The sequence below is a fragment of the Microbacterium maritypicum MF109 genome, assembly GCF_000455825.1.
GTDB lineage: Bacteria > Actinomycetota > Actinomycetes > Actinomycetales > Microbacteriaceae > Microbacterium > Microbacterium maritypicum_A.
In genome coordinates, this window is the sequence record NZ_ATAO01000239.1 from 58,701 (window position 1) to 77,168 (window position 18,468).

At 66.3% G+C, this 18,468-nt stretch carries 16 protein-coding genes; 1 reads left to right on the forward strand and 15 read right to left on the reverse strand.

Features of this window, described 5'->3' with window-relative positions:
• Window position 1: 1 nt before the first annotated feature.
• The 4 genes from ctaD to L687_RS40460 form a co-directional block, all read right to left on the reverse strand.
• The gene (gene ctaD, locus L687_RS40445; RefSeq protein WP_021201554.1) at window positions 2–1,735 is read right to left on the reverse strand and encodes an aa3-type cytochrome oxidase subunit I; all 1,734 of its coding nucleotides are present in this window, start codon (window positions 1,733–1,735) and stop codon (window positions 2–4) included.
• A gap of 3 nt (window positions 1,736–1,738) precedes the next feature.
• Complete coding sequence (gene ctaC, locus L687_RS40450; protein WP_029258335.1) at window positions 1,739–2,641, reverse strand: aa3-type cytochrome oxidase subunit II; 903 nt, start codon at window positions 2,639–2,641, stop codon at window positions 1,739–1,741.
• A 140-nt stretch (window positions 2,642–2,781) separates the two neighbouring features.
• Window positions 2,782–3,144: an iron-sulfur cluster insertion protein ErpA gene (gene erpA, locus L687_RS40455; RefSeq protein WP_017830247.1), complete on the reverse strand. Its 363-nt coding sequence runs from the start codon at window positions 3,142–3,144 to the stop codon at window positions 2,782–2,784.
• Between the two features lie 70 nt (window positions 3,145–3,214).
• Window positions 3,215–4,618 carry a dipeptidase gene (locus L687_RS40460; RefSeq protein ID WP_021201556.1) on the reverse strand — a complete coding sequence of 468 codons (1,404 nt, stop codon included), beginning with the start codon at window positions 4,616–4,618 and terminating at the stop codon, window positions 3,215–3,217.
• Between the two features lie 46 nt (window positions 4,619–4,664).
• On the opposite strand from L687_RS40460, the gene L687_RS40465 reads away from it, so the two are divergent.
• Window positions 4,665–5,237: a DUF3043 domain-containing protein gene (locus L687_RS40465; protein ID WP_021201557.1), complete on the forward strand. Its 573-nt coding sequence runs from the start codon at window positions 4,665–4,667 to the stop codon at window positions 5,235–5,237.
• On the opposite strand, the gene L687_RS40470 is transcribed toward L687_RS40465, so the two are convergent.
• The 11 genes from L687_RS40470 to L687_RS40525 all read right to left on the reverse strand — a co-directional run bounded on the left by L687_RS40470 (window position 5,212) and on the right by L687_RS40525 (window position 18,184).
• Entirely contained in the window at window positions 5,212–6,249 is a 1,038-nt protein-coding gene (locus L687_RS40470) for a quinone-dependent dihydroorotate dehydrogenase (RefSeq protein WP_021201558.1), read from the reverse strand. The genes L687_RS40465 and L687_RS40470 overlap by 26 nt on opposite strands.
• A gap of 10 nt (window positions 6,250–6,259) precedes the next feature.
• The gene (gene nrdR / locus L687_RS40475) at window positions 6,260–6,730 is read right to left on the reverse strand and encodes a transcriptional regulator NrdR (protein WP_021201559.1); all 471 of its coding nucleotides are present in this window, start codon (window positions 6,728–6,730) and stop codon (window positions 6,260–6,262) included.
• 10 nt (window positions 6,731–6,740) lie between these two features.
• Complete coding sequence (gene hisD / locus L687_RS40480) at window positions 6,741–8,045, reverse strand: histidinol dehydrogenase (protein WP_021201560.1); 1,305 nt, start codon at window positions 8,043–8,045, stop codon at window positions 6,741–6,743.
• Window position 8,046: 1 nt separating this feature from the next.
• Window positions 8,047–9,297, reverse strand: a complete 1,251-nt coding sequence (locus L687_RS40485) for a hypothetical protein (protein WP_021201561.1) — start codon at window positions 9,295–9,297, stop codon at window positions 8,047–8,049.
• Window positions 9,298–9,368: 71 nt separating this feature from the next.
• Window positions 9,369–12,887 carry a DNA polymerase III subunit alpha gene (dnaE, locus tag L687_RS40490; protein WP_021201562.1) on the reverse strand — a complete coding sequence of 1,173 codons (3,519 nt, stop codon included), beginning with the start codon at window positions 12,885–12,887 and terminating at the stop codon, window positions 9,369–9,371.
• Window positions 12,888–13,590: 703 nt separating this feature from the next.
• Complete coding sequence (locus tag L687_RS40500; RefSeq protein WP_167540725.1) at window positions 13,591–14,640, reverse strand: hypothetical protein; 1,050 nt, start codon at window positions 14,638–14,640, stop codon at window positions 13,591–13,593.
• 73 nt (window positions 14,641–14,713) lie between these two features.
• The gene (locus tag L687_RS40505; RefSeq protein ID WP_021201566.1) at window positions 14,714–15,304 is read right to left on the reverse strand and encodes an RNA polymerase sigma factor; all 591 of its coding nucleotides are present in this window, start codon (window positions 15,302–15,304) and stop codon (window positions 14,714–14,716) included.
• A 31-nt stretch (window positions 15,305–15,335) separates the two neighbouring features.
• Window positions 15,336–15,935, reverse strand: a complete 600-nt coding sequence (locus tag L687_RS40510; RefSeq protein WP_021201567.1) for a GNAT family N-acetyltransferase — start codon at window positions 15,933–15,935, stop codon at window positions 15,336–15,338.
• 48 nt (window positions 15,936–15,983) lie between these two features.
• Window positions 15,984–16,904 (reverse strand): RluA family pseudouridine synthase, encoded by a 921-nt coding sequence (locus L687_RS40515; protein ID WP_029264919.1) that lies wholly within the window; start codon window positions 16,902–16,904, stop codon window positions 15,984–15,986.
• 2 nt (window positions 16,905–16,906) lie between these two features.
• Window positions 16,907–17,587, reverse strand: a complete 681-nt coding sequence (gene lspA / locus L687_RS41705) for a signal peptidase II (protein WP_046399048.1) — start codon at window positions 17,585–17,587, stop codon at window positions 16,907–16,909.
• A 9-nt stretch (window positions 17,588–17,596) separates the two neighbouring features.
• Window positions 17,597–18,184 carry a DivIVA domain-containing protein gene (locus L687_RS40525; protein ID WP_021201570.1) on the reverse strand — a complete coding sequence of 196 codons (588 nt, stop codon included), beginning with the start codon at window positions 18,182–18,184 and terminating at the stop codon, window positions 17,597–17,599.
• Window positions 18,185–18,468 lie beyond the last annotated feature (284 nt).

An 18,468-nucleotide genomic window follows, 5' to 3' on the forward strand; every position in this document is an offset into this window, starting at 1 on the left:
CTTAGTGGGCCTCTCGCTCGCCGGGAGCCGTCGTGGCGAACTCCGCAGCCTCCGGGTGATTCAGGTCGAACGCAGGCCGCTCGCTGCGGATGCGCGGGATCGACGTGAAGTTGTGGCGCGGGGGCGGGCAGGACGTCGCCCACTCGAGCGATCCGCCGTAGCCCCACGGGTCGTTGACCGTGACCTTCGGCGCCTTGCGGGCGGTGATCCAGACGTTCAGGAAGAACGGCAGCATCGAAGCGCCCAGGATGATGGCACCGATCGTCGAGACCTGGTTCTGCCAGGTCCATCCGTCGGCCTCCGAGTAGTCGGCGTAACGACGCACCATGCCGTCGACGCCCAGCCAGTGCTGGATGAGGAAGGTCATGTGGAAACCGATGAACAGAAGCCAGAAGTGCACGTAGCCGAGACGCTCGTTCAGCATGCGTCCGGTCCACTTCGGCCACCAGAAGTAGAAGCCGGCGAACATGGCGAACACCACGGTTCCGAACACCACGTAGTGGAAGTGGGCGACCACGAAGTACGAGTCGGAGAGGGCGAAGTCCAGCGGCGGAGCCGCGAGGATGACACCGGTCAGACCACCGAAGACGAACGACACGAGGAACCCGAGAGCGAAGACCATCGGAGTCTCGAAGGTGACCGACCCTCGCCAGAGGGTACCGATCCAGTTGAAGATCTTCACACCCGTCGGCACGGCGATCAGCATCGTCATGAGCGCGAAGAACGGCAGCAGGACCGAGCCCGTCACATACATGTGGTGAGCCCACACCGCGACCGAGAGAGCAGCGATGGCGATCGTCGCGTAGACGAGGGTCTTGTATCCGAAGATCGGCTTGCGGCTGAAGACCGGGAAGATCTCGGAGACGATACCGAAGAACGGCAGCGCGATGATGTACACCTCGGGGTGACCGAAGAACCAGAACAGGTGCTGCCAGAGCAGAACGCCGCCGTTGGCCGGGTCGTAGATGTGAGCACCGAGGATGCGGTCGGCTGCCGCGGCGAAGATGGCTGCGGCAAGCACCGGGAACGCCATCAGGATCAGGAGGCTCGTGATGAGCGTGTTCCACGAGAAGATCGGCATGCGCCACATCGTCATGCCGGGGGCACGCATCGTGATGATCGTGGTGATGAAGTTGACGGCACCGAGGATCGTTCCGAATCCGGAGATGCCGAGACCCACCATCCAGAGGTTTCCACCCGCACCCGGCGAGAACGATGCCCCTGCCAACGGCTGATAGGCGAACCACCCGAAGGATGCCGCGCCCTGCGGGGTGAGGAAGCCGGCCACCGCGATCGTGGAGCCGAACAGGAAGAGCCAGAAGGCGAAGGCGTTCAGACGCGGGAAGGCGACGTCAGGGGCGCCGATCTGCAAGGGCAGGATCGCGTTGGCGAAGCCGGCGAACAGCGGCGTCGCGAACATCAGCAGCATGATCGTGCCGTGCATCGTGAACAGCTGGTTGTACTGCTCCTTGGTCGGGATGATCTGCATACCCGGCGCGAACAGCTCGGCACGGATGACGAGTGCCATCACACCGCCGAGGAGGAAGAACATCACCGACGCGATCAGGTACATGTACCCGATGGTCTTGTGGTCGGTGGAGGTGATCCACTTGACGACGATGTTGCCCTTCTGCTCGACGCGCGAGGAGCTCATGAGAGCGGCCTGGCGTGCGGGCAGAGTCTGGGGACGCGAGCGGGGAGACTCGTCGGTACGGGGAGCTTCTGTGGTCGACATGGCTTACTCCCCTCCTTCCTCGGTGTCGGTCTTCGGGGTGGTCCCCGGAAGGTTCGAGAGACGGTCGTAGGCGCCGGTGATGTCACCGGTGTTGCCTTGCTCCTCGAGCGACGCGAGGTAGGAGTCGTACTCGCTCTGCGAGACGACCTTCACGTTGAAGAGCATCATCGAGTGGTACTCACCGCAGAGCTCGGCGCACTTGCCGGCGTACTCGCCCTCACGGGTGGGGATGAACGACCAGGAGTTGTCCTTCCCGATGAACATGTCCTTCTTGTACAGGAAGTCGATGATCCAGAAGGAGTGGATGACGTCGCGCGACTGAAGGTTGATCGTGACCTTCTTGTCGACCGGCAGCACCAGTGTCGGCAGCTGCGCCTGATCGATGTTGCCGTCCTTGTCGGGCTGGGCCTGGATGCCCATGGTCCACACGGCGTCGGAGTTGTCCTTCTCGTCACCGTCGTACTGGAAGTCCCACGCCCACTGCTTCGCGATGGCGGTGATCTCGACGTCGGGCTCGTCCCACTTGGCCTCGATCTCCGTCTGATCGCGGGCGGTGAAGAAGAACATGCCCAGAACCAGGATGAGCGGCACGATCGTGTAGAAGATCTCGATCGGCATGTTGTAGCGCATCTGCACCGGGAGACCGGTCTGGCCCTTGCGACGGCGGTAGGCGATCGCCGCCCAAGCCATCAGGCCCCAGGTGATGATGCCGACGGCGAGAAGCACGATCCACGAGTTGACCCAGAGCGACGAGACACGCTCGGTCTGGTTGGTGGCCGCGGGTCCACCCTCCACGAAGCCCGGAAGAAAGCCGTTCAGCTCGGTGGGAGAGCATCCCGCCAGGGCCAAGGCTGCCGCAACTCCCACAGGGAGGGCGGCCCAACGAAGGCTGCGTTTCGAGGGCACGATGCACCTTTCAGATCGCGAACAGAGCACACCCAAGTCTAGGGCAACCTCACACCTGATTCATGCCATCCACGCAGGTTGTGGAACCAGAACGGCCGCCGTCACCGATGGTGACGGCGGCCGAGTCGGCAGAGCGAGGATCAGTGGAAGCTGTCGCCGCAGGCGCAGCTGCCCGCTGCATTGGGGTTGTCGATCGTGAACCCCTGCTCGGAGATCGTGTCCTTGAAGTCGATCGCCGCACCGTCGAGGTACGGGACGCTCATGTTGTCGATGATCACCTCGACGCCGTCGAAGTCGACCGTCTCGTCGCCCTCGAGATAGCGCTCGTCGAAGTACAGCTGGTAGATCAGGCCCGAGCATCCGCCCGGCTGCACGGCGACACGCAGACGCAGGTCGTCGCGGCCTTCCTGCTCGAGGAGGTTCTTCACCTTCGTGGCAGCAGCGTCGGTCAGGGTGACGCCGTGTGCGCGGGTGGTCTCTGGGGAGAGTGTGGTGTCGCTCATGTCGCTCCTTGTGACGGGCCGCAGATGCACGGCTTCTCGGATGATTCTACCGCCGCAGATGCTGTGAGGCTCAGAGTTCCGCCTCATTCATGCGGGCCAGCAGCAGCGCCTCGGTCGCGACCGCATGACGGAACGTTTCGAGGTGCAGCGACTCGTTCGGGCTGTGTGCCCGCGAATGGGGATCTTCGACACCGGTGACCAGGATCTGTGCGGCCGGGAACTCTCGCACCAGATCGGCGATGAAGGGGATCGATCCCCCCACGCCCAGATCGACCGGAGCGACTCCGTAGCCGTCACGCATGGCGTCGCGGGTCAGAGCGACCGCCCAGCCGCTCGTGTCCACCAGGAAGCCGTCGCCGAGATCGACATCCGAGAACGTGAGCTCTGCTCCGAACGGCGCATGCGCGCGAAGATGACCCTCGAGTGCGTCGTAGGCTTCCTGACCGGTCTGCCCGGGGGCGACGCGAGCGCTGATCACGACGGTCACCTCGGGGAGCAACGTGTTGGACGCCGCCGCGACGCTCGTGGCATCGATACCGATCACCGTGACCGACGGCTTGTTCCAGATGCGGCTGAGGATCGTCCCGTCACCGATCGGAGTGGTGCCGGGCAGAAGTCCGGCCTCATCGCGCAGAGTCGCCTCGGTGTAGTCCGGCGTCGGCGCATCGCGCTCCGTCATCCCCTCGACCGCCACCGAGCCGTCGGCGTTCCACAGCGTGGACAGCAGCGTGACGGTCGCCATCATCGCGTCGGGCACCGCGCCACCGAACATCCCGGAGTGCGAGGCGTGGTCCAGGGTGCGCACGCGCATCGTGAAGCGCGCGTTGCCGCGGAGGGAGACGGTGAGACCAGGAGTCACGGAATCCCAGTTGCCGGAATCGGCGACCACGATGGCATCAGCGCGGAGCGCATCCTTGTTGTCGGAGAGGAACTGGGCGAATGAACGGGATCCATACTCCTCTTCGCCCTCGATGAACATCGCGATACCGAGCTCGAGGTCATCGCCGAGCACCTCGCTCACCGCACGGATCGAGGCGATGTGCGACATGATCCCGGCCTTGTCGTCTGCCGCTCCACGCCCGTAGAGACGCCCGTCGCGTACGGTCGGCTCGAACGGCGGCGTCTCCCACAGGGCGTCATCCCCAGGAGGCTGCACGTCGTGGTGCGCATAGAGCAGGATGGTGGGCTTGCCGTTGCGTGCCGCGCGGGTGGCGAGGACGGCCGGCTGTCCCTGCTCCTCGGTGCCCGGGATCGCTGCGCGGAGCACGCGCACCTCGTCGAAGACCCCCGTGTCCGATGCCAGGGCCGCCACGGCATCCGCACTGCGTTGCAGCTGGGTCTGATCGAACGCGGGCCAGGCCATACCCGGAATGCGAACGAGGTGACCGAGATCCGACAGCGCTGCGGGGATTCCGGTCGCCACCGCCTCGAGGACGGCGGCATCGGACTCACGGGGAGGAACAGGAGAGGTCATGCGAGTAATCTTAAGGTGATCCCCCGCCGGCGAACCGAGGAACTCCGTGTCCACTACCCCTACCTCCCCTTCCACGAACGACGACGCCCCCGAGACGACTGCCGTCGGCAAGGGGCGCGCGACGCCGACCCGTGCGGAGCAAGAGGCAGCACGTCGCCGCCCCCTGGTCGCCAACACCAAGGAAGCGAAGGCGGCCGCGAAGGCGGACCTCAATGAACGTCGTGCCCGCGCCCAGGCCGGCATGGCCGCCGGCGAGGAGAAGTACCTCCCCGTCCGCGACAAGGGCCCGCAGCGCCGTTGGGCGCGCGACTACGTGGACGCCGGCTGGCACCCGGCCGAGTTCGTGATGGGAGTGATGGTGCTGGTCATCCTCGCCTCGCTCGTTCCGGCCAACACGGTCATCTCGTTCTACGCCTACATCGTCATGATGGGCTACCTCGTCATCGCCATCGGCGGCATGGTCCTGCTCGGCATGCGGGTCAAGCGCAAGGCCGCGGCGAAGTTCGGCAAGGATCGCCTCGAGCGCGGCCTCGGATGGTACGCCGCGATGCGCGCGCTCCAGATGCGCTTCATGCGTCTGCCGAAGCCGCAGGTCAAGCGCGGCCAGTACCCCGACTGAGCAGTCCCCTGTTGATCTCGCGGCCCCAGAACGGACCGCGGTACAGGAAAGCGGTGTAGCCCTGCACGAGGGTCGCCCCCGCATCGAGGCGCTCCTGCACGTCGGACGGCGTCTCCACTCCCCCGACGGCGATCACGCAGAAGTCGGAAGGAACCGCTTCGCGCACCACGCGGAGCACTTCGAGCGAGCGCTTCTTCAACGGCGCTCCGGACAGACCTCCCGCTCCGGCAGCCTCGACTGTGGCGGCATCCGTGAGCAGCCCGTCTCGGCTGATCGTGGTGTTGTGAGCGATGATTCCTGCGAGCCCCTCGGCTACCGCCATCTGCGCGATCGCCGTGATCTCCTCGTCAGAGAGGTCCGGTGCGATCTTGACGAGCAGCGGAGTGGCCCCGGCTGCCTCGCGCACGGCACGCAACAGCGGCGCGAGCGTTTCGACGGCCTGCAGTCCCCGAAGGCCCGGGGTGTTCGGAGACGACACGTTCACGGCCAGATAGTCGGCGAGCGGAGCCAGCCGCGCCGCCGAGGCCACGTAGTCGGCCGTCGCATCCTCGACCTCGACGACTCGGCTCTTGCCGATGTTGACGCCGATGATCGTGTCGGGAGCCCCGCGACGCAGGCGTGCGAGACGACGTGCCGCTGCATCCGCACCCGCGTTGTTGAAGCCCATCCGATTGATCACGGCACGGTCCGCGATGAGACGGAAGAGCCGCGGCTTCGGGTTGCCATCCTGCGGTATCGCGGTCACGGTGCCGACTTCCACGTGCCCGAAGCCGAGAGCCGCGAGTCCCCGCACACCCACCGCGTTCTTGTCGAAACCTGCGGCGACGCCGAACGGTGACGGGAACGTGAGACCGAGCGCTTCGACGCGCAGCGACGGGTCGGGACGGGTGATCGCACGCGTGGCCCACGAGAACGGGGGCACGCCGAGAACGCGGATCACCGCCATGCCGGCGTGGTGGGCGAACTCGGGATCGAAGCGCGAGAGGACAGCGCGGAAGAGCAGCGGATACATCCCTGCCAGATTACCGCTCCTCGGACTCCCTCTTCGTGTGGTCGGCACGCAGATCGGTGATCGCGGCCTCGAAGTCCTCGAGGGAGTCGAACGCCTGGTAGACGCTGGCGAAGCGCAGGAACGCGACCTCATCGAGTTCACGCAGCGGGCCGAGGATCGCGAGACCGATCTCGTTGGTGTCGAGCTGCGAGACACCGGTCTGGCGCACGGCCTCTTCCACGCGCTGTGCGAGCACGGCGAGGTCGCCCTCCGTGACCGGACGGCCCTGGCATGCCTTCCGCACGCCCGTGATGACCTTCTCGCGACTGAACGGCTCCATCACGCCGGAACGCTTGATCACGTTGAGGCTCGCGGTCTCGGTCGTCGTGAAACGGCCACCGCACTCCGGGCACTGTCGACGGCGCCTGATCGAGAGCCCGTCGTCGCTGGTGCGTGAATCGATGACGCGGGAGTCGGGGTGTCGACAGAAGGGGCAGTGCATCTGACCGATCCTACGCGGTGAAACGGGCCTCGATCGCTTCACCGTGTGCGGGGAGCACCTCGGTGTCGGCGAGGGCGACAACTCCGGCACGCACGGCAGCCAGCGCAGCCCTGTCGTAAGAGATGACCTGCTGCGGACGGAGGAACGTGTACGACCCGAGACCCGGGGCGTAACGCGCCTGTCCCCCGGTCGGCAGCACGTGGTTGCTGCCCGCCATGTAGTCTCCGAGGCTGACCGGCGTCTGGTCGCCGACGAACACGGCACCGGCACTGGTGAAGTCGGCGGCGGCATCCTCGGCGTCGACGAGGTGCAGCTCGAGGTGCTCCGGCGCGTAGGCGTTGCTGAACGCCGTGGCCATGGCCCTGTCATCCACGAGGACGATCGCGGACTGCGGTCCCGAGAGAGCGGCGGCGACACGCTCACTGTGGCGGGTTCTCGCAGCCATGCGCTCCACCTCGACGGCGACCTGTTCGGCGAGCTCGGCCGCATCGGTGACCAGCACCGCGGACGCCTGCTCGTCGTGCTCAGCCTGGCTCACGAGATCGGCGGCGATGAGTCGCGGATCCGCGTGGGAATCCGCGACGACGAGGATCTCGGTCGCCCCGGCCTCCGAGTCCGTGCCGACCACACCGGCGACCGCGCGCTTCGCGGACGCGACGTAGTTGTTGCCGGGACCGGAGACGACATCGACGGGATCGAGATCCAGTGACGGCACACCGTAGGCCAGGGCGCCGATCGCTCCGGCACCGCCCATCGCGTATACCTCCGTCACTCCCAGCAGAGCCGCCGCCGCGAGGATGGTCGGGTGAATCCGCCCGCCCTGATCCGACTGCGGCGGCGATGCCAACGCGATCTGCTCGACCCCGGCGATCTGCGCGGGCACGACGTTCATGATCACGCTGGACGGGTAGACGGCCTTGCCGCCGGGGATGTAGACCCCCACGCGGTGCACCGGCTGCCACCGCTGCGTGATGACGGCCCCGTCCCCGATCCGGGTGACCTGTGTTGCCGGAACCTGCGCGGCGGAGGCCAGACGCACTCGGCGGATCGCCTCCTCGAGCGCGCCTCTGACCTCGGGGGCGAGTTCAGCCAGCGCTGCGGTGATGTGTTCGGCGGGCACTCGTACGGCGTGATCCGTGACGGCGTCGAATCGTTCGGCCTGCTCGCGAAGAGCGTCCTCGCCACGGTCGCGCACGTCCTCGACGATCCGCGCAGCGGTATCGAGCGCTTCGGCACGCGCCTGGGTGGCCCGGGGTACCGCGGCGAGCATGCCTGCGGGCGAGAGCTCGCGCCCTCGCAGGTCTATGGTGCGCATTTCAGCCCTTCGTGATGTCGGAGATGTCGTGGAGGTAGCCGATCCGTCCGTCGTCATGTCGCACGACGAACGCACCCCCACGATCTTCGATCACCAGTGCCCACGCGCTCGGGCCGATGCGGAACAGCGGTTCACCACGCTCGTCGTGGACATCGCGCTCCGAGGGAGCGAGGATCCAGAACGGTTGAGCGGCGGGGGCCGCCTCGCGAGGGTTGGTCGCTTCGAGGTCGGCGTCGGAGACGCCCTCCAACACCAGCGGCGCCGGCTCTTCCGCAACGACGTCGGTCTCATACGTCGCCGCCGTCTCCAGAAGCGACTCGATGCTCCCGGTGTCCGAGACGATCTCGGGTTCCTGACCGCGCGAACGACGCGAGTAGGCGGGCACATACTCCTCATCCGAGGACTCCTGCTCGGTACCGATGCCGCCGCCCGAGGCGTGGGCAGTGAGGGGCACCTGCTCGGCGAGGTCGAATCGGGCGATCTCGTCGGTCGCCTGCCTCCCGGAGGGCTCGACATCGAGCGGGACCACGAGCGCTGGCGTCGCACCATCGACGATGACATCTGTCCGGCCGTCGGCCTGCGCCTCTGCCCCCTCGAGGGATGCGGACGAGTCGGACCCCGCAGGCGATGCCTCGGCCGACTCGCCGGACGGTTCTTCCGCTGCCGGCGCAGGCTCAGGACGCGGCCGCGCGATGACCGGACGCACCGGATTCGCGTTGCGGTGCGCGAGAGTCACCAGGCGACCGTGGAAGTCTTCCTTCAGCCCCGGGATGATCGGAGCGAACACGGTGAGGACGACGAGGGCCAGAGAGGTGATCACCAGGGCCACCCCGTTCCACGGAAGGCTCCACGTGCCTCCGGAGACGAGTGCAGAGATCGCGAGCCACAGGCTGCCGGCCCAGACCACCGCTGACACGGAGAACGCGACCGAGGCGAACTGATCGATGCCCAGCGAACCGACCCTGCGGATGCCGTCGGGCGAGAAGCGGCGCAGCACGAGAAGGAAGACGGCGACAGTCGGGAGCGCGATCGGGAGTATCCATTGGATGCCGACGCCCCACAGCGAGAGGTCGCCGATCAGCGGGAAGAAGGAGAAGACGAAGGACAGCAACCAGACGCCCACGATCAGCAGCTCACGCAGTGTGAAGCCGAGGATGCCGAACTCCGGCGTGACCTCTTCGTCGTAGAGGACGCCGTCATCGTCGCCGAAGACGATGTCCTCGGTGTCCGATTCGGGGAGATCCGTGCTCATGCGTGGTCCTTTCGTCACAGGGCTCGACGGGTGGATTCGTCGTGCTGCCGACGGCTCACGATCCTACCCGCTCACCCCAGACAGGTGGGTCCGAGCAGTGATTTGAGGTCACCGAACAGGTCTGCGGACACCTTGACCGGCATGGGCACCTCGAACACCTTCGCGGTGCCCCCGCGATGCACCCGAAGCAGCACTTCGGTGTCGCCGTTGTGCCGTCGCAGCACCTCTGCGAGCTCCATCATCACCCGCTCTGTCGCGCGCTGCTCGGCGAGGACGAGGGCCAAGGGACCCGCCGCGTCGAAGGACCCCACATCCGGGGCGAAAGCCGACTGCGCGTGCAGGTTGAGTCCGTCATCGCGCCGGGACACGCGCCCGCGGACTGCGAGAATCGCATCCTGCTGCAGCGTGTGCTGGAACTCGGTGTAGGTCTTTCCCATGAACATCACGGTGACCTCACCGTTGAAATCCTCGACGGTGATCATGCCGTAGGGATTTCCGCTCGCCTTGGCGACGCGGTGTTGCACGCTGGTGACGAGCCCGGCCACCGTCACCTGGTCGCCGTCCTGCAGGTCTTCGGAGTTGTTGAGGTCGTGGATCGAGATCGATGCATGCTTCGCGAGAGGCACCTCGAGCCCGGCCAAGGGGTGGTCGGACACGTAGAGACCGAGCATCTCGCGTTCGAAAGCGAGCTTGTCCTTCTTGATCCACTCGGGGCGGGCGGGGACCTTGGCGGGAGCGACCTCGTCCATGCCGTCGTAGAGGCTGTCGAAGTCGAACCCGATGGCGCCCTGTGCCTCGTTGCGCTTGCGATCGACGGCGGCCTCCACCGCGTCTTCATGCACCTCCATGAGCGCTCGACGGGAGTCGCCCATCGAGTCGAAGGCGCCGGCCTTGATCAGCGACTCGACCGTGCGCTTGTTCGAGACGTGCAGCGGAACCTTCTCGAGGAAATGGTGGAACGAGGTGAAGCGCTCGTCCTTGCGGGCCTGCACGATCCCCTCGACGACGTTGCTGCCCACGTTGCGGACGGCGCCGAGGCCGAAGCGGATGTCGTCGCCGACGGCCGCGAAGAAGTTGATCGAGTCGGAGACATCGGGCGGAAGGACCTTGATGCCCATGCGGCGGCACTCATTCAGGTAGAGCGCCATCTTGTCCTTGGAGTCGCCGACGCTGGTGAGCAGCGCCGCCATGTACTCGGCGGGATAGTGCGCCTTGAGGTATGCGGTCCAATACGAGACGAGACCGTATGCGGCGGAGTGGGCTTTGTTGAAGGCGTAGTCCGAGAAGGGCAGCAGGATGTCCCACAGCGCCTTGATGGCCGCCTCGCCGAATCCGCGCTCGGTCATGCCGCCCGCGAAGCCCTCGTACTGCTTGTCGAGCTCGGACTTCTTCTTCTTGCCCATCGCTCGACGCAGGATGTCTGCCTGTCCGAGGCTGAACCCCGCGACTGCCTGGGCGATGGCCATGACCTGCTCCTGGTAGATGATGAGCCCGTAGGACTCCTCCAGGATCTCGGCGAGCGGCGCCTCCAGCTCGGGGTGGATCGGCGTGATCTCCTGCACCCCGTTCTTGCGCAGCGCATAGTTCGTGTGCGAGTTGGCTCCCATGGGACCCGGCCGATACAGGGCGATGAGGGCCGAGATGTCACCGAAGTTGTCGGGCTTCATCAGACGCATGAGCGAACGCAGCGGCGGGCTGTCGAGCTGGAAGACGCCCAGGGTGTCGCCGCGCGCGAGCAGCTGGTACACGCCGGGGTCGTCGAGACCGAGATGTTCGAGGTCGAGCTCTTCGCCACGGTTCGTGCGGATGTTGTCGAGCGCATCCGAGATGATCGTGAGGTTCCGGAGCCCCAGGAAGTCCATCTTGATCAGACCGAGGGACTCGCACGACGGGTAGTCGAACTGCGTGACGATCTGCCCGTCCTGCTCGCGGCGCATGATCGGAATGATGTCGAGGAGCGGATCGGACGACATGATCACGCCGGCGGCGTGCACGCCCCACTGGCGCTTCAGCCCTTCGAGACCCAGCGCGCGGTCGAAGACCGTCTTCGCCTCGGGATCCGTCTCGATCAGGGTCCTGAACTCGCTCGCCTCCTTGTACCTCGGGTGAGCAGAGTCGAACATGCCGTCAAGGGGCATGTCCTTGCCCATCACGGGCGGCGGCATCGCCTTGGTGAGGCGCTCCCCCATGCTGAACGGGAAGCCGAGCACTCGACCGGCGTCCTTCAGCGCCTGCTTGGACTTGATCGTTCCGTACGTGACGATCTGCGCGACGCGCTCGGATCCGTACTTCTCCGTGACGTAGTCGATGACCTCGCCGCGGCGCCGGTCATCGAAGTCGACGTCGAAGTCGGGCATGGAGACACGGTCGGGGTTGAGGAAGCGCTCGAAGATGAGTCCGTGCTCGAGCGGGTCGAGGTCGGTGATCTTCATCGCGTACGCGACCATCGAGCCGGCACCCGAGCCACGGCCGGGGCCCACGCGGATGCCGTTGTCCTTGGCCCAGTTGATGAAGTCGGCGACGACGAGGAAGTATCCCGGGAAGCCCATCTGCAGGATGATGCCGGTCTCGTACTCGGCCTGCTTGCGCACCTTGTCGGGGATGCCGCCGGGATATCGGTAGTGCAGGCCGGCCTCCACCTCCTTGATGAGCCAGCTGTCCTCGGTCTCGCCGTCGGGCACAGGGAAGCGCGGCATGTAGTTGGCCGAGGTGTTGAACTCGACCTCGCAGCGCTCGGCGATCAGCAGCGTGTTGTCGCAGGCCTCGGGGTGGTCGCGGAACAGTTGGCGCATCTCGGCCGCGGTCTTGATGTAGTACCCGTCGCCGTCGAACTTGAACCGGTTCGGGTCGTCCATCGTCGATCCCGACTGCACGCACAGGAGCGCCTCGTGCGCGTCGGCCTCGTGCTGATGCGTGTAGTGCGAGTCGTTGGTGGCGACCAGCGGGATGTTCAGGTCCTTCGAGAGACGGAGGAGATCGGTCATCACGCGCCGCTCGATCGACAGACCGTGGTCCATGATCTCGGCGAAGTAGTTCTCCTTGCCGAACAGGTCCTGGAACTCGGCCGCGGCCGCGCGCGCAGCGTCGTACTGTCCGAGACGCAGGCGCGTCTGGATCTCGCCTGACGGGCATCCGGTGGTCGCGATCAGTCCTTTGGAATAGGTCTGCAGCAGCTCGCGGTCCATGCGCGGCTTGAAGTAGTAGCCCTCCATGCTCGACCGGGAGCTGAGCCGGAACAGGTTGTGCATGCCCTCGGTGCTCTGACTCCACATGGTCATGTGGGTGTACGCACCGGAACCCGAGACGTCGTCGCTCTTCTGATCGGGCGAGCCCCACTGCACGCGCGTCTTGTCACTGCGGTGCGTGCCGGGAGTGACATAGGCCTCGAGCCCGATGATCGGCTTGACACCCGCGGCATTGGCCGCCTTGTAGAACTCGAAAGCCGCGAAAGTGTTGCCGTGATCGGTCACCGCGATGGCCGGCATCTTGTAGTCGGCGGCCGCCTGGGTCATCGCGTTGATCTTCGCCGCTCCGTCGAGCATCGAGTACTCGCTGTGCACGTGCAGGTGGACGAAGGAGTCGGATGCCATGCCTCCGATTCTACGGCGGGGCCCCGACACCGGAGGCCGGTGTCGGGGCCCGGAGGGCACTATCCGAAACCGCTACGGGGCAGAGTCGACGATCGACACGGAGTACGTCATGCGTATGTCGGGCACGGTCTGAGGGACCACATCCCCCGGACCGGCATCGACGCGATCCGAACGCAGCGTGCACTCGGTGGCCCACCCCGCCTCGGCATCGATCGAGACCGTGTCGGTGCGGCGATCTGTGTTCCCGTACCTGATTCGGTAGGTCGTTCTCGTACCTGATTCGGTAGGTCTCGACGCCGTTCGCCGTCGATGCAGGGACACCGGCGAGGTCAAGCGCGTGCTGAACGGAGTGCCGGAGATCTGCAGGCGCGACGTTGCTGCCACGGAGTCCGGACCCGGATTCGCCGCTGCCCCGACTGCGGGGTCGTACCCGGGAACGGCTCTGTGACCGTCGTCCCCGACGTCGTGCTGGGCCTCGGGGCCGGTGTCTATCGCGGCGTCGGAAGCGCGGTTTCCTGCGGCACTGCCTCGACCTGCGGGCTCGGCGCGTCCATCTGGCTGATCAGCACGACACCCGCGGTCGCCGCGCCCACTCCGGCCATGGCGCCCGGCGATCACGAACATCGGGCGACGGGTTGTCCGCCTCCGCTCCACGCTCGTGTCTGCATCGATACCGGTGAGAAGCAGCGCTCTTCGAAAGTGGTCACGGCAGAGTATCGACCACGCTCATCTCGAAGGTCATCCGGGAGTCGGGGACGTCGCCCGGGATCACCCCCTCGCCTACAGACGTGGTGTCCGTGGTCTCCACCACGATTCCCGTCGCCATGTCGATCGTCAACGTGAACCGCCGAAGCGATGTCTCCGTGCTCTCAGAGGAGCCGAGATGCGAGTCGAAGGTGACCGTGCGTCGTCCGTTCTGTTCGGCTCCCACCGTCGAGCCCGGGAGCAGACTGAGCGCCCGATACATCGCAGCACGCATCTCCGGGTCGCCGACGTTGTGCGACAGCAGTCCGATGATGAGCCACCCGACCTTCCCATCGGCCCATCCCTGCTCGTCGGCGCCCAAGTACTCGTGAATCCACGCGATCATCGTGGCCGGGTCACGCGGCAACGATTCAAAGAACCAGAGCACATCCTCGGCACCGCCCTCGGGGAGCCGTGGCGCATCTGACGGGAACAGGCCGACCGCTGGCCCGTAGGACTGCAACGCCTCATCCTGCTGTGCAAGACCTTGCACCTGGTCGCCGTAGACCCCACCTGCGACGGGAGCTCCCCACTCCTGATACCACTGCGAGCGAAGGTTCGCCGGCGCGTAGTCGGCACCGCTGCGGCTGATGACCCATCCACTCGATGCTTCCGCGCGCGATGCACCGTAGCCGGGCTGCCCTGCGTCGCCGAGGTCGGCGTCGAACACGCCCAGGGTCTGCGACGTCCACGCCCGCCGCAGATACTGGCCGGGCGCGAGCACCGGTGGCGTGAAGCCCGCTGTCGCGTTCGCTGCCCCCAGGAGCGCCTCCGGGCCCGTCATCGGTGAGACCGCGGGTGACGGCATCGGAGTAGGCACGAGCACCGGCCCCGGCACGCGGGTCGGCACCGCCTCAACAGTCGGCACGGGCGTCGGGGCCGTGATGTTGCTCACCACGAGCACTCCGGCGGTGACGGCAGCTGCCGCGCCGACGGCGCCCGCGGCGATCAACCATGGCCGCCGCGCCGCCCGTGAACGCGCAGGAGAGCGTTCATTCTGGATCTCCATCAGAAGGAGGGCACGCGCCGCAGTGAGATTGTCATCCGCCCCCTCGATCTCGGGCCTGGTCTGCTGAACCTTCTCAAACACGTCCAAGGGTCTCTCCCTTCTTCTGCTGCTGCTCGAATGCCTGGATCCTCCGGGTGGAGTCCAACCGTCTGCGGACGCGATTCAGCCGCGATCGCACGGTGCCGACGGGAACGCCGAGTGCCGCCGCGACCTCGTCGTAGCTCATCCCCTGCCAGGCATAGAGCAGGAGGGCCTCGCGATCTCTCGGCGCGAGCGCCGCGATGCGCGTCTTCAGCGTCTCGACCTCGCGCTCGGCATCGACGCGGGACATCGCATCCTCCAGGTCTCCGAGCGTCGAGTGCTCTTGCCGGGAGATGGATGCCGCGAACGACTTCCACTGCTTCGCCTCCAGCGCGCGGTGGCGACGGATCAGGCGCGAGGCGATGCCGAGAAGCCAGGGCATCGCCGATTCGATGTCCGTGTCGAAATCGGCTCGGCGGCGGAACGCGACGAGGAATGTCTCGCTCAGGACGTCCTCGGCAGCATGCCGGCCGAGGCGATACGTCGCGAACGCGTTGACCGCGCGCGCATGTCTGTCGAAGAGCTCGGCGAACGCCGCCGGCTGCTGGAGAGATCGCTGGATGATCTCGCTGTCTGTGGTCACGCTATGTATTGGCCGTGCGCCGTCGAGCGGTTCACGCTTTCTTTGACGACTTCTGCGATGTGCCCAGATCGAGCCGCATCAACACCCGAGGGAATCCATCCAGGACAGAACCGGTGTCTGCCGCCTTCACGAACCCCGCGCTCTCGAATAACGACCGCGTGCCGACGTACGCCATGGTGAGATTGACCTTCTCGCCGCCGTTGTCGACCGGATACCCCTCGATGGCGGGCGCGCCGCGCTCCATCGCGTAGGCCACTGCTCCCTCGATCAGCGCATGGGAGATGCCCTGCTTCCGGTAGCCGGGGCGCACGCGGAAGCACCACAACGACCACACGTCGAGATCGTCGACGTGTGGGATCAGCCGATTCCGCGCGAAACTGGTGCCGCGACGCGGATGCAGCGCCGCCCATCCCAACGGTTCGTCGTCGAGGTACGCGATCACGCCAGGAGGTGGATCCTGGTGGCACAGTTCCCGGACCCGATCGGAACGCTCCTGCCCTTTCAGCGCCACGTTCTCTTTGCTGCCGATGCGGTAACTCAGGCAGAAGCAGACGTTCGACGTCGGTTTCCTCGGCCCGACGAGTATCGAGACGTCGTCGAACTCCGTCGCGGGGCGAACCTCGATGGTCATGGGCCCAGTGTCGCGCACATCACCGACATCGTCGTGGCGTGGCGCGGACTACTCTCCGCGCAGCACGTCCAGTGCGTGCCGGAAGTCCTCGGGATACGGGGACTCGAACGTCACCCAGTCCCCCGTCGTCGGGTGCGCGAAGGCGAGCTGATGCGCGTGCAGCCACTGGCGGGTGAGCCCCAGCCGCGCGGACATCGTCGGGTCTGCTCCGTAGAGCGGGTCGCCGACACAGGGGTGGCGGTGCGCAGCCATGTGCACGCGGATCTGATGCGTGCGGCCCGTCTCGAGGTGGATCTCGAGCAGCGACGCGCCAGGAAACGCCTCGAGCGTCTCATAGTGCGTGACAGACGGCTTCCCGTCGGGCACGACGGCAAACTTCCAGGAGTGGTTGGGGTGACGCCCGATCGGCGCATCGATGGTCCCGGCAAGCGGATCGGGGTGACCTTGGACGACGGCGTGATAGATCTTCTCGACGGTACGGTCCTTGAAGGCCTGCTTCAGGACCGTGTAGGCGTGCTCGGACTTCGCCACGACCATCAGGCCGCTGGTGCCGACGTCGAGTCGGTGCACGACGCCCTGACGTTCCGGAGCGCCGCTGGTCGCCACGCGGAAGCCCGCAGCGGCGAGGGCGCCGACGACCGTCGGGCCCTCCCAGCCGACCGATGGATGGGCGGCGACCCCCGTCGGCTTGTCCACCACGATGATGTCATCGTCGTCGTACACGATGCCGAGCTCCGGCACGGCGAGGGGAACGATCTTCGGCGCCTCTTTCGGCTGCCATTCGACATCGAGCCAGCCGCCCGCGCGCAGACGGTCGGACTTGTCGAGTGTCACGCCGTCGAGTCGTACTCCCCCTGCGGCGGCGACGTCAGCAGCGAAGGTGCGGGAGAACCCCATCAGCTTCGCCAAGGCTGCGTCGACGCGGGTACCGTCCAAACCGTCCGGAACCGGCAGGGACCGCGATTCCACGGTCAACGTCCTTCCGATGCGGGAGCCGCATCCTCCGAGGGAGAATCGTCATCGGTCGAACGCACCGGCACGGGAGCATCGGCGTCGAGCATGTCGTCATCCGTGTCGGTCGCCAGGACAGCCGCCGTCGCGGCGGCTTCGGCTTCTTCCTCGGTCTCGACGATCTCGTGATCGCGTTCGCGCGTACCGTCGAAGCGCAGGCCGAAGACCACGAGCAACGCGACCGAGATCATCCCGGTCACGATGAAGATGTCGGCGACGTTGAAGATCGCCGGCATCATCCACGGCATCGAGATCATGTCGACGACGTGCCCCACCGGAAAACCGGGCTCACGAAACAGACGATCACTGAGGTTGCCGAGGACTCCGCCGAGGAGACAGCCGAGCACGACCGCCCACAGGCGGGACTTGAGCCCGAACGCCTTCCAGACGATCACGCACGCCACGACCGCGAGGGCGATCGTGAAGATCCAGGTGACCTCGGATCCCAGGGAGAACGCCGCCCCGGGGTTGCGAACGTAGTACAGCTGAAGGAACTCCCCCAGGACCGGAACCGGCTCCTGGTAGGGGAGGTTCTCGATCGTGAGGTACTTCACAAACTGATCGGCGGCCAGTACGAGCGCTGCGAGAATCGCAACGACCGCACCGGCCGCCGACCGACGAAGGGGACGGCGTCCTGACAAGAGGGCGCCTTACAGACCGATCGCGGAAACGGGTGTCGAGTCCGTGGAGGTCGACTTCTCGTCGAGCTCGCGGAGCTGACCCTCGATGTAGCCGCGCAGCTGCGAGCGGTAGTCGCGCTCGAAGTTGCGGAGTTCGGTGATACGAGCCTCGAGAGTGTTGCGCTCGCGCTCGAGTCGTGCGGACTCCTCGCGCTGCTTGGCCTCGGCCTCGGTGCGGATGCGGGCGACCTCGGTCTCGGCCTCCGCGATGAGCGCGTTCCGCTTCGCCTCGCCCTCGGCGACATGCTCGTCGTGCAGACGCTGTGCGAGTTCGATGATGCCAGCGGTCGCGGTCGCGGAACCGGTCGGAGCGGGCTCCGCCGGGACCTCGGCCACGGGGGCGGGAGCCTCGACAGCGGCGGGCGCGGCGGCTTCAGGAGCAGCACCGGACTCGTACGCGGCCAGCTTGGCCTTCAGCTCCACGTTCTCCTCGAGAGCCTTGCGCCACTCGATGACGATCTCGTCGAGGAAGTCGTCCACCTCGTCCGGGTCGAAGCCGTCCTTGAAGCGGACGTGCTGGAACTGCTTGGTGACGACGTCATCCGGGGTAAGTGCCATGGGTGGCTCCTCTTTCGATGAGTTCGATTGCCAGTATCGATGTATGGCGTGGTCGTGATGTGGCGCGAACCCGGGGCGCGCACCTGGGTGCCAGCATAGCCCCCGAGCATTGGCGCCGCGATGTCACGACACCCAGAGTGGGAGAAGTCGCAGCCACCGGATCAGGGGACACGCCGGGATTTCAGCGGATGAACAGCCCGACGACGTTCATCAGAATCAGGACGATCAGCAGAGTCAGCGCGAAGCCGAAGTCGAGCGAGAGCGAGCCGATCCGCAGTGGCGGG

Coding starts and splice junctions, on each gene's coding strand:
- L687_RS40500 (WP_167540725.1), bottom strand. CDS start 14,640: ATGGAGATCCAGAATGAACGCTCTCCTGCGCGTTCACGGGCGGCGCGG.
- dnaE (WP_021201562.1), bottom strand. CDS start 12,887: ATGGCATCCGACTCCTTCGTCCACCTGCACGTGCACAGCGAGTACTCG.
- nrdR (WP_021201559.1), bottom strand. CDS start 6,730: ATGCACTGCCCCTTCTGTCGACACCCCGACTCCCGCGTCATCGATTCA.
- L687_RS40525 (WP_021201570.1), bottom strand. CDS start 18,184: ATGGCACTTACCCCGGATGACGTCGTCACCAAGCAGTTCCAGCACGTC.
- L687_RS40485 (WP_021201561.1), bottom strand. CDS start 9,297: ATGAGCACGGATCTCCCCGAATCGGACACCGAGGACATCGTCTTCGGC.
- L687_RS40460 (WP_021201556.1), bottom strand. CDS start 4,618: ATGACCTCTCCTGTTCCTCCCCGTGAGTCCGATGCCGCCGTCCTCGAG.
- hisD (WP_021201560.1), bottom strand. CDS start 8,045: ATGCGCACCATAGACCTGCGAGGGCGCGAGCTCTCGCCCGCAGGCATG.
- ctaD (WP_021201554.1), bottom strand. CDS start 1,735: ATGTCGACCACAGAAGCTCCCCGTACCGACGAGTCTCCCCGCTCGCGT.
- L687_RS40510 (WP_021201567.1), bottom strand. CDS start 15,935: ATGACCATCGAGGTTCGCCCCGCGACGGAGTTCGACGACGTCTCGATA.
- L687_RS40470 (WP_021201558.1), bottom strand. CDS start 6,249: ATGTATCCGCTGCTCTTCCGCGCTGTCCTCTCGCGCTTCGATCCCGAG.
- erpA (WP_017830247.1), bottom strand. CDS start 3,144: ATGAGCGACACCACACTCTCCCCAGAGACCACCCGCGCACACGGCGTC.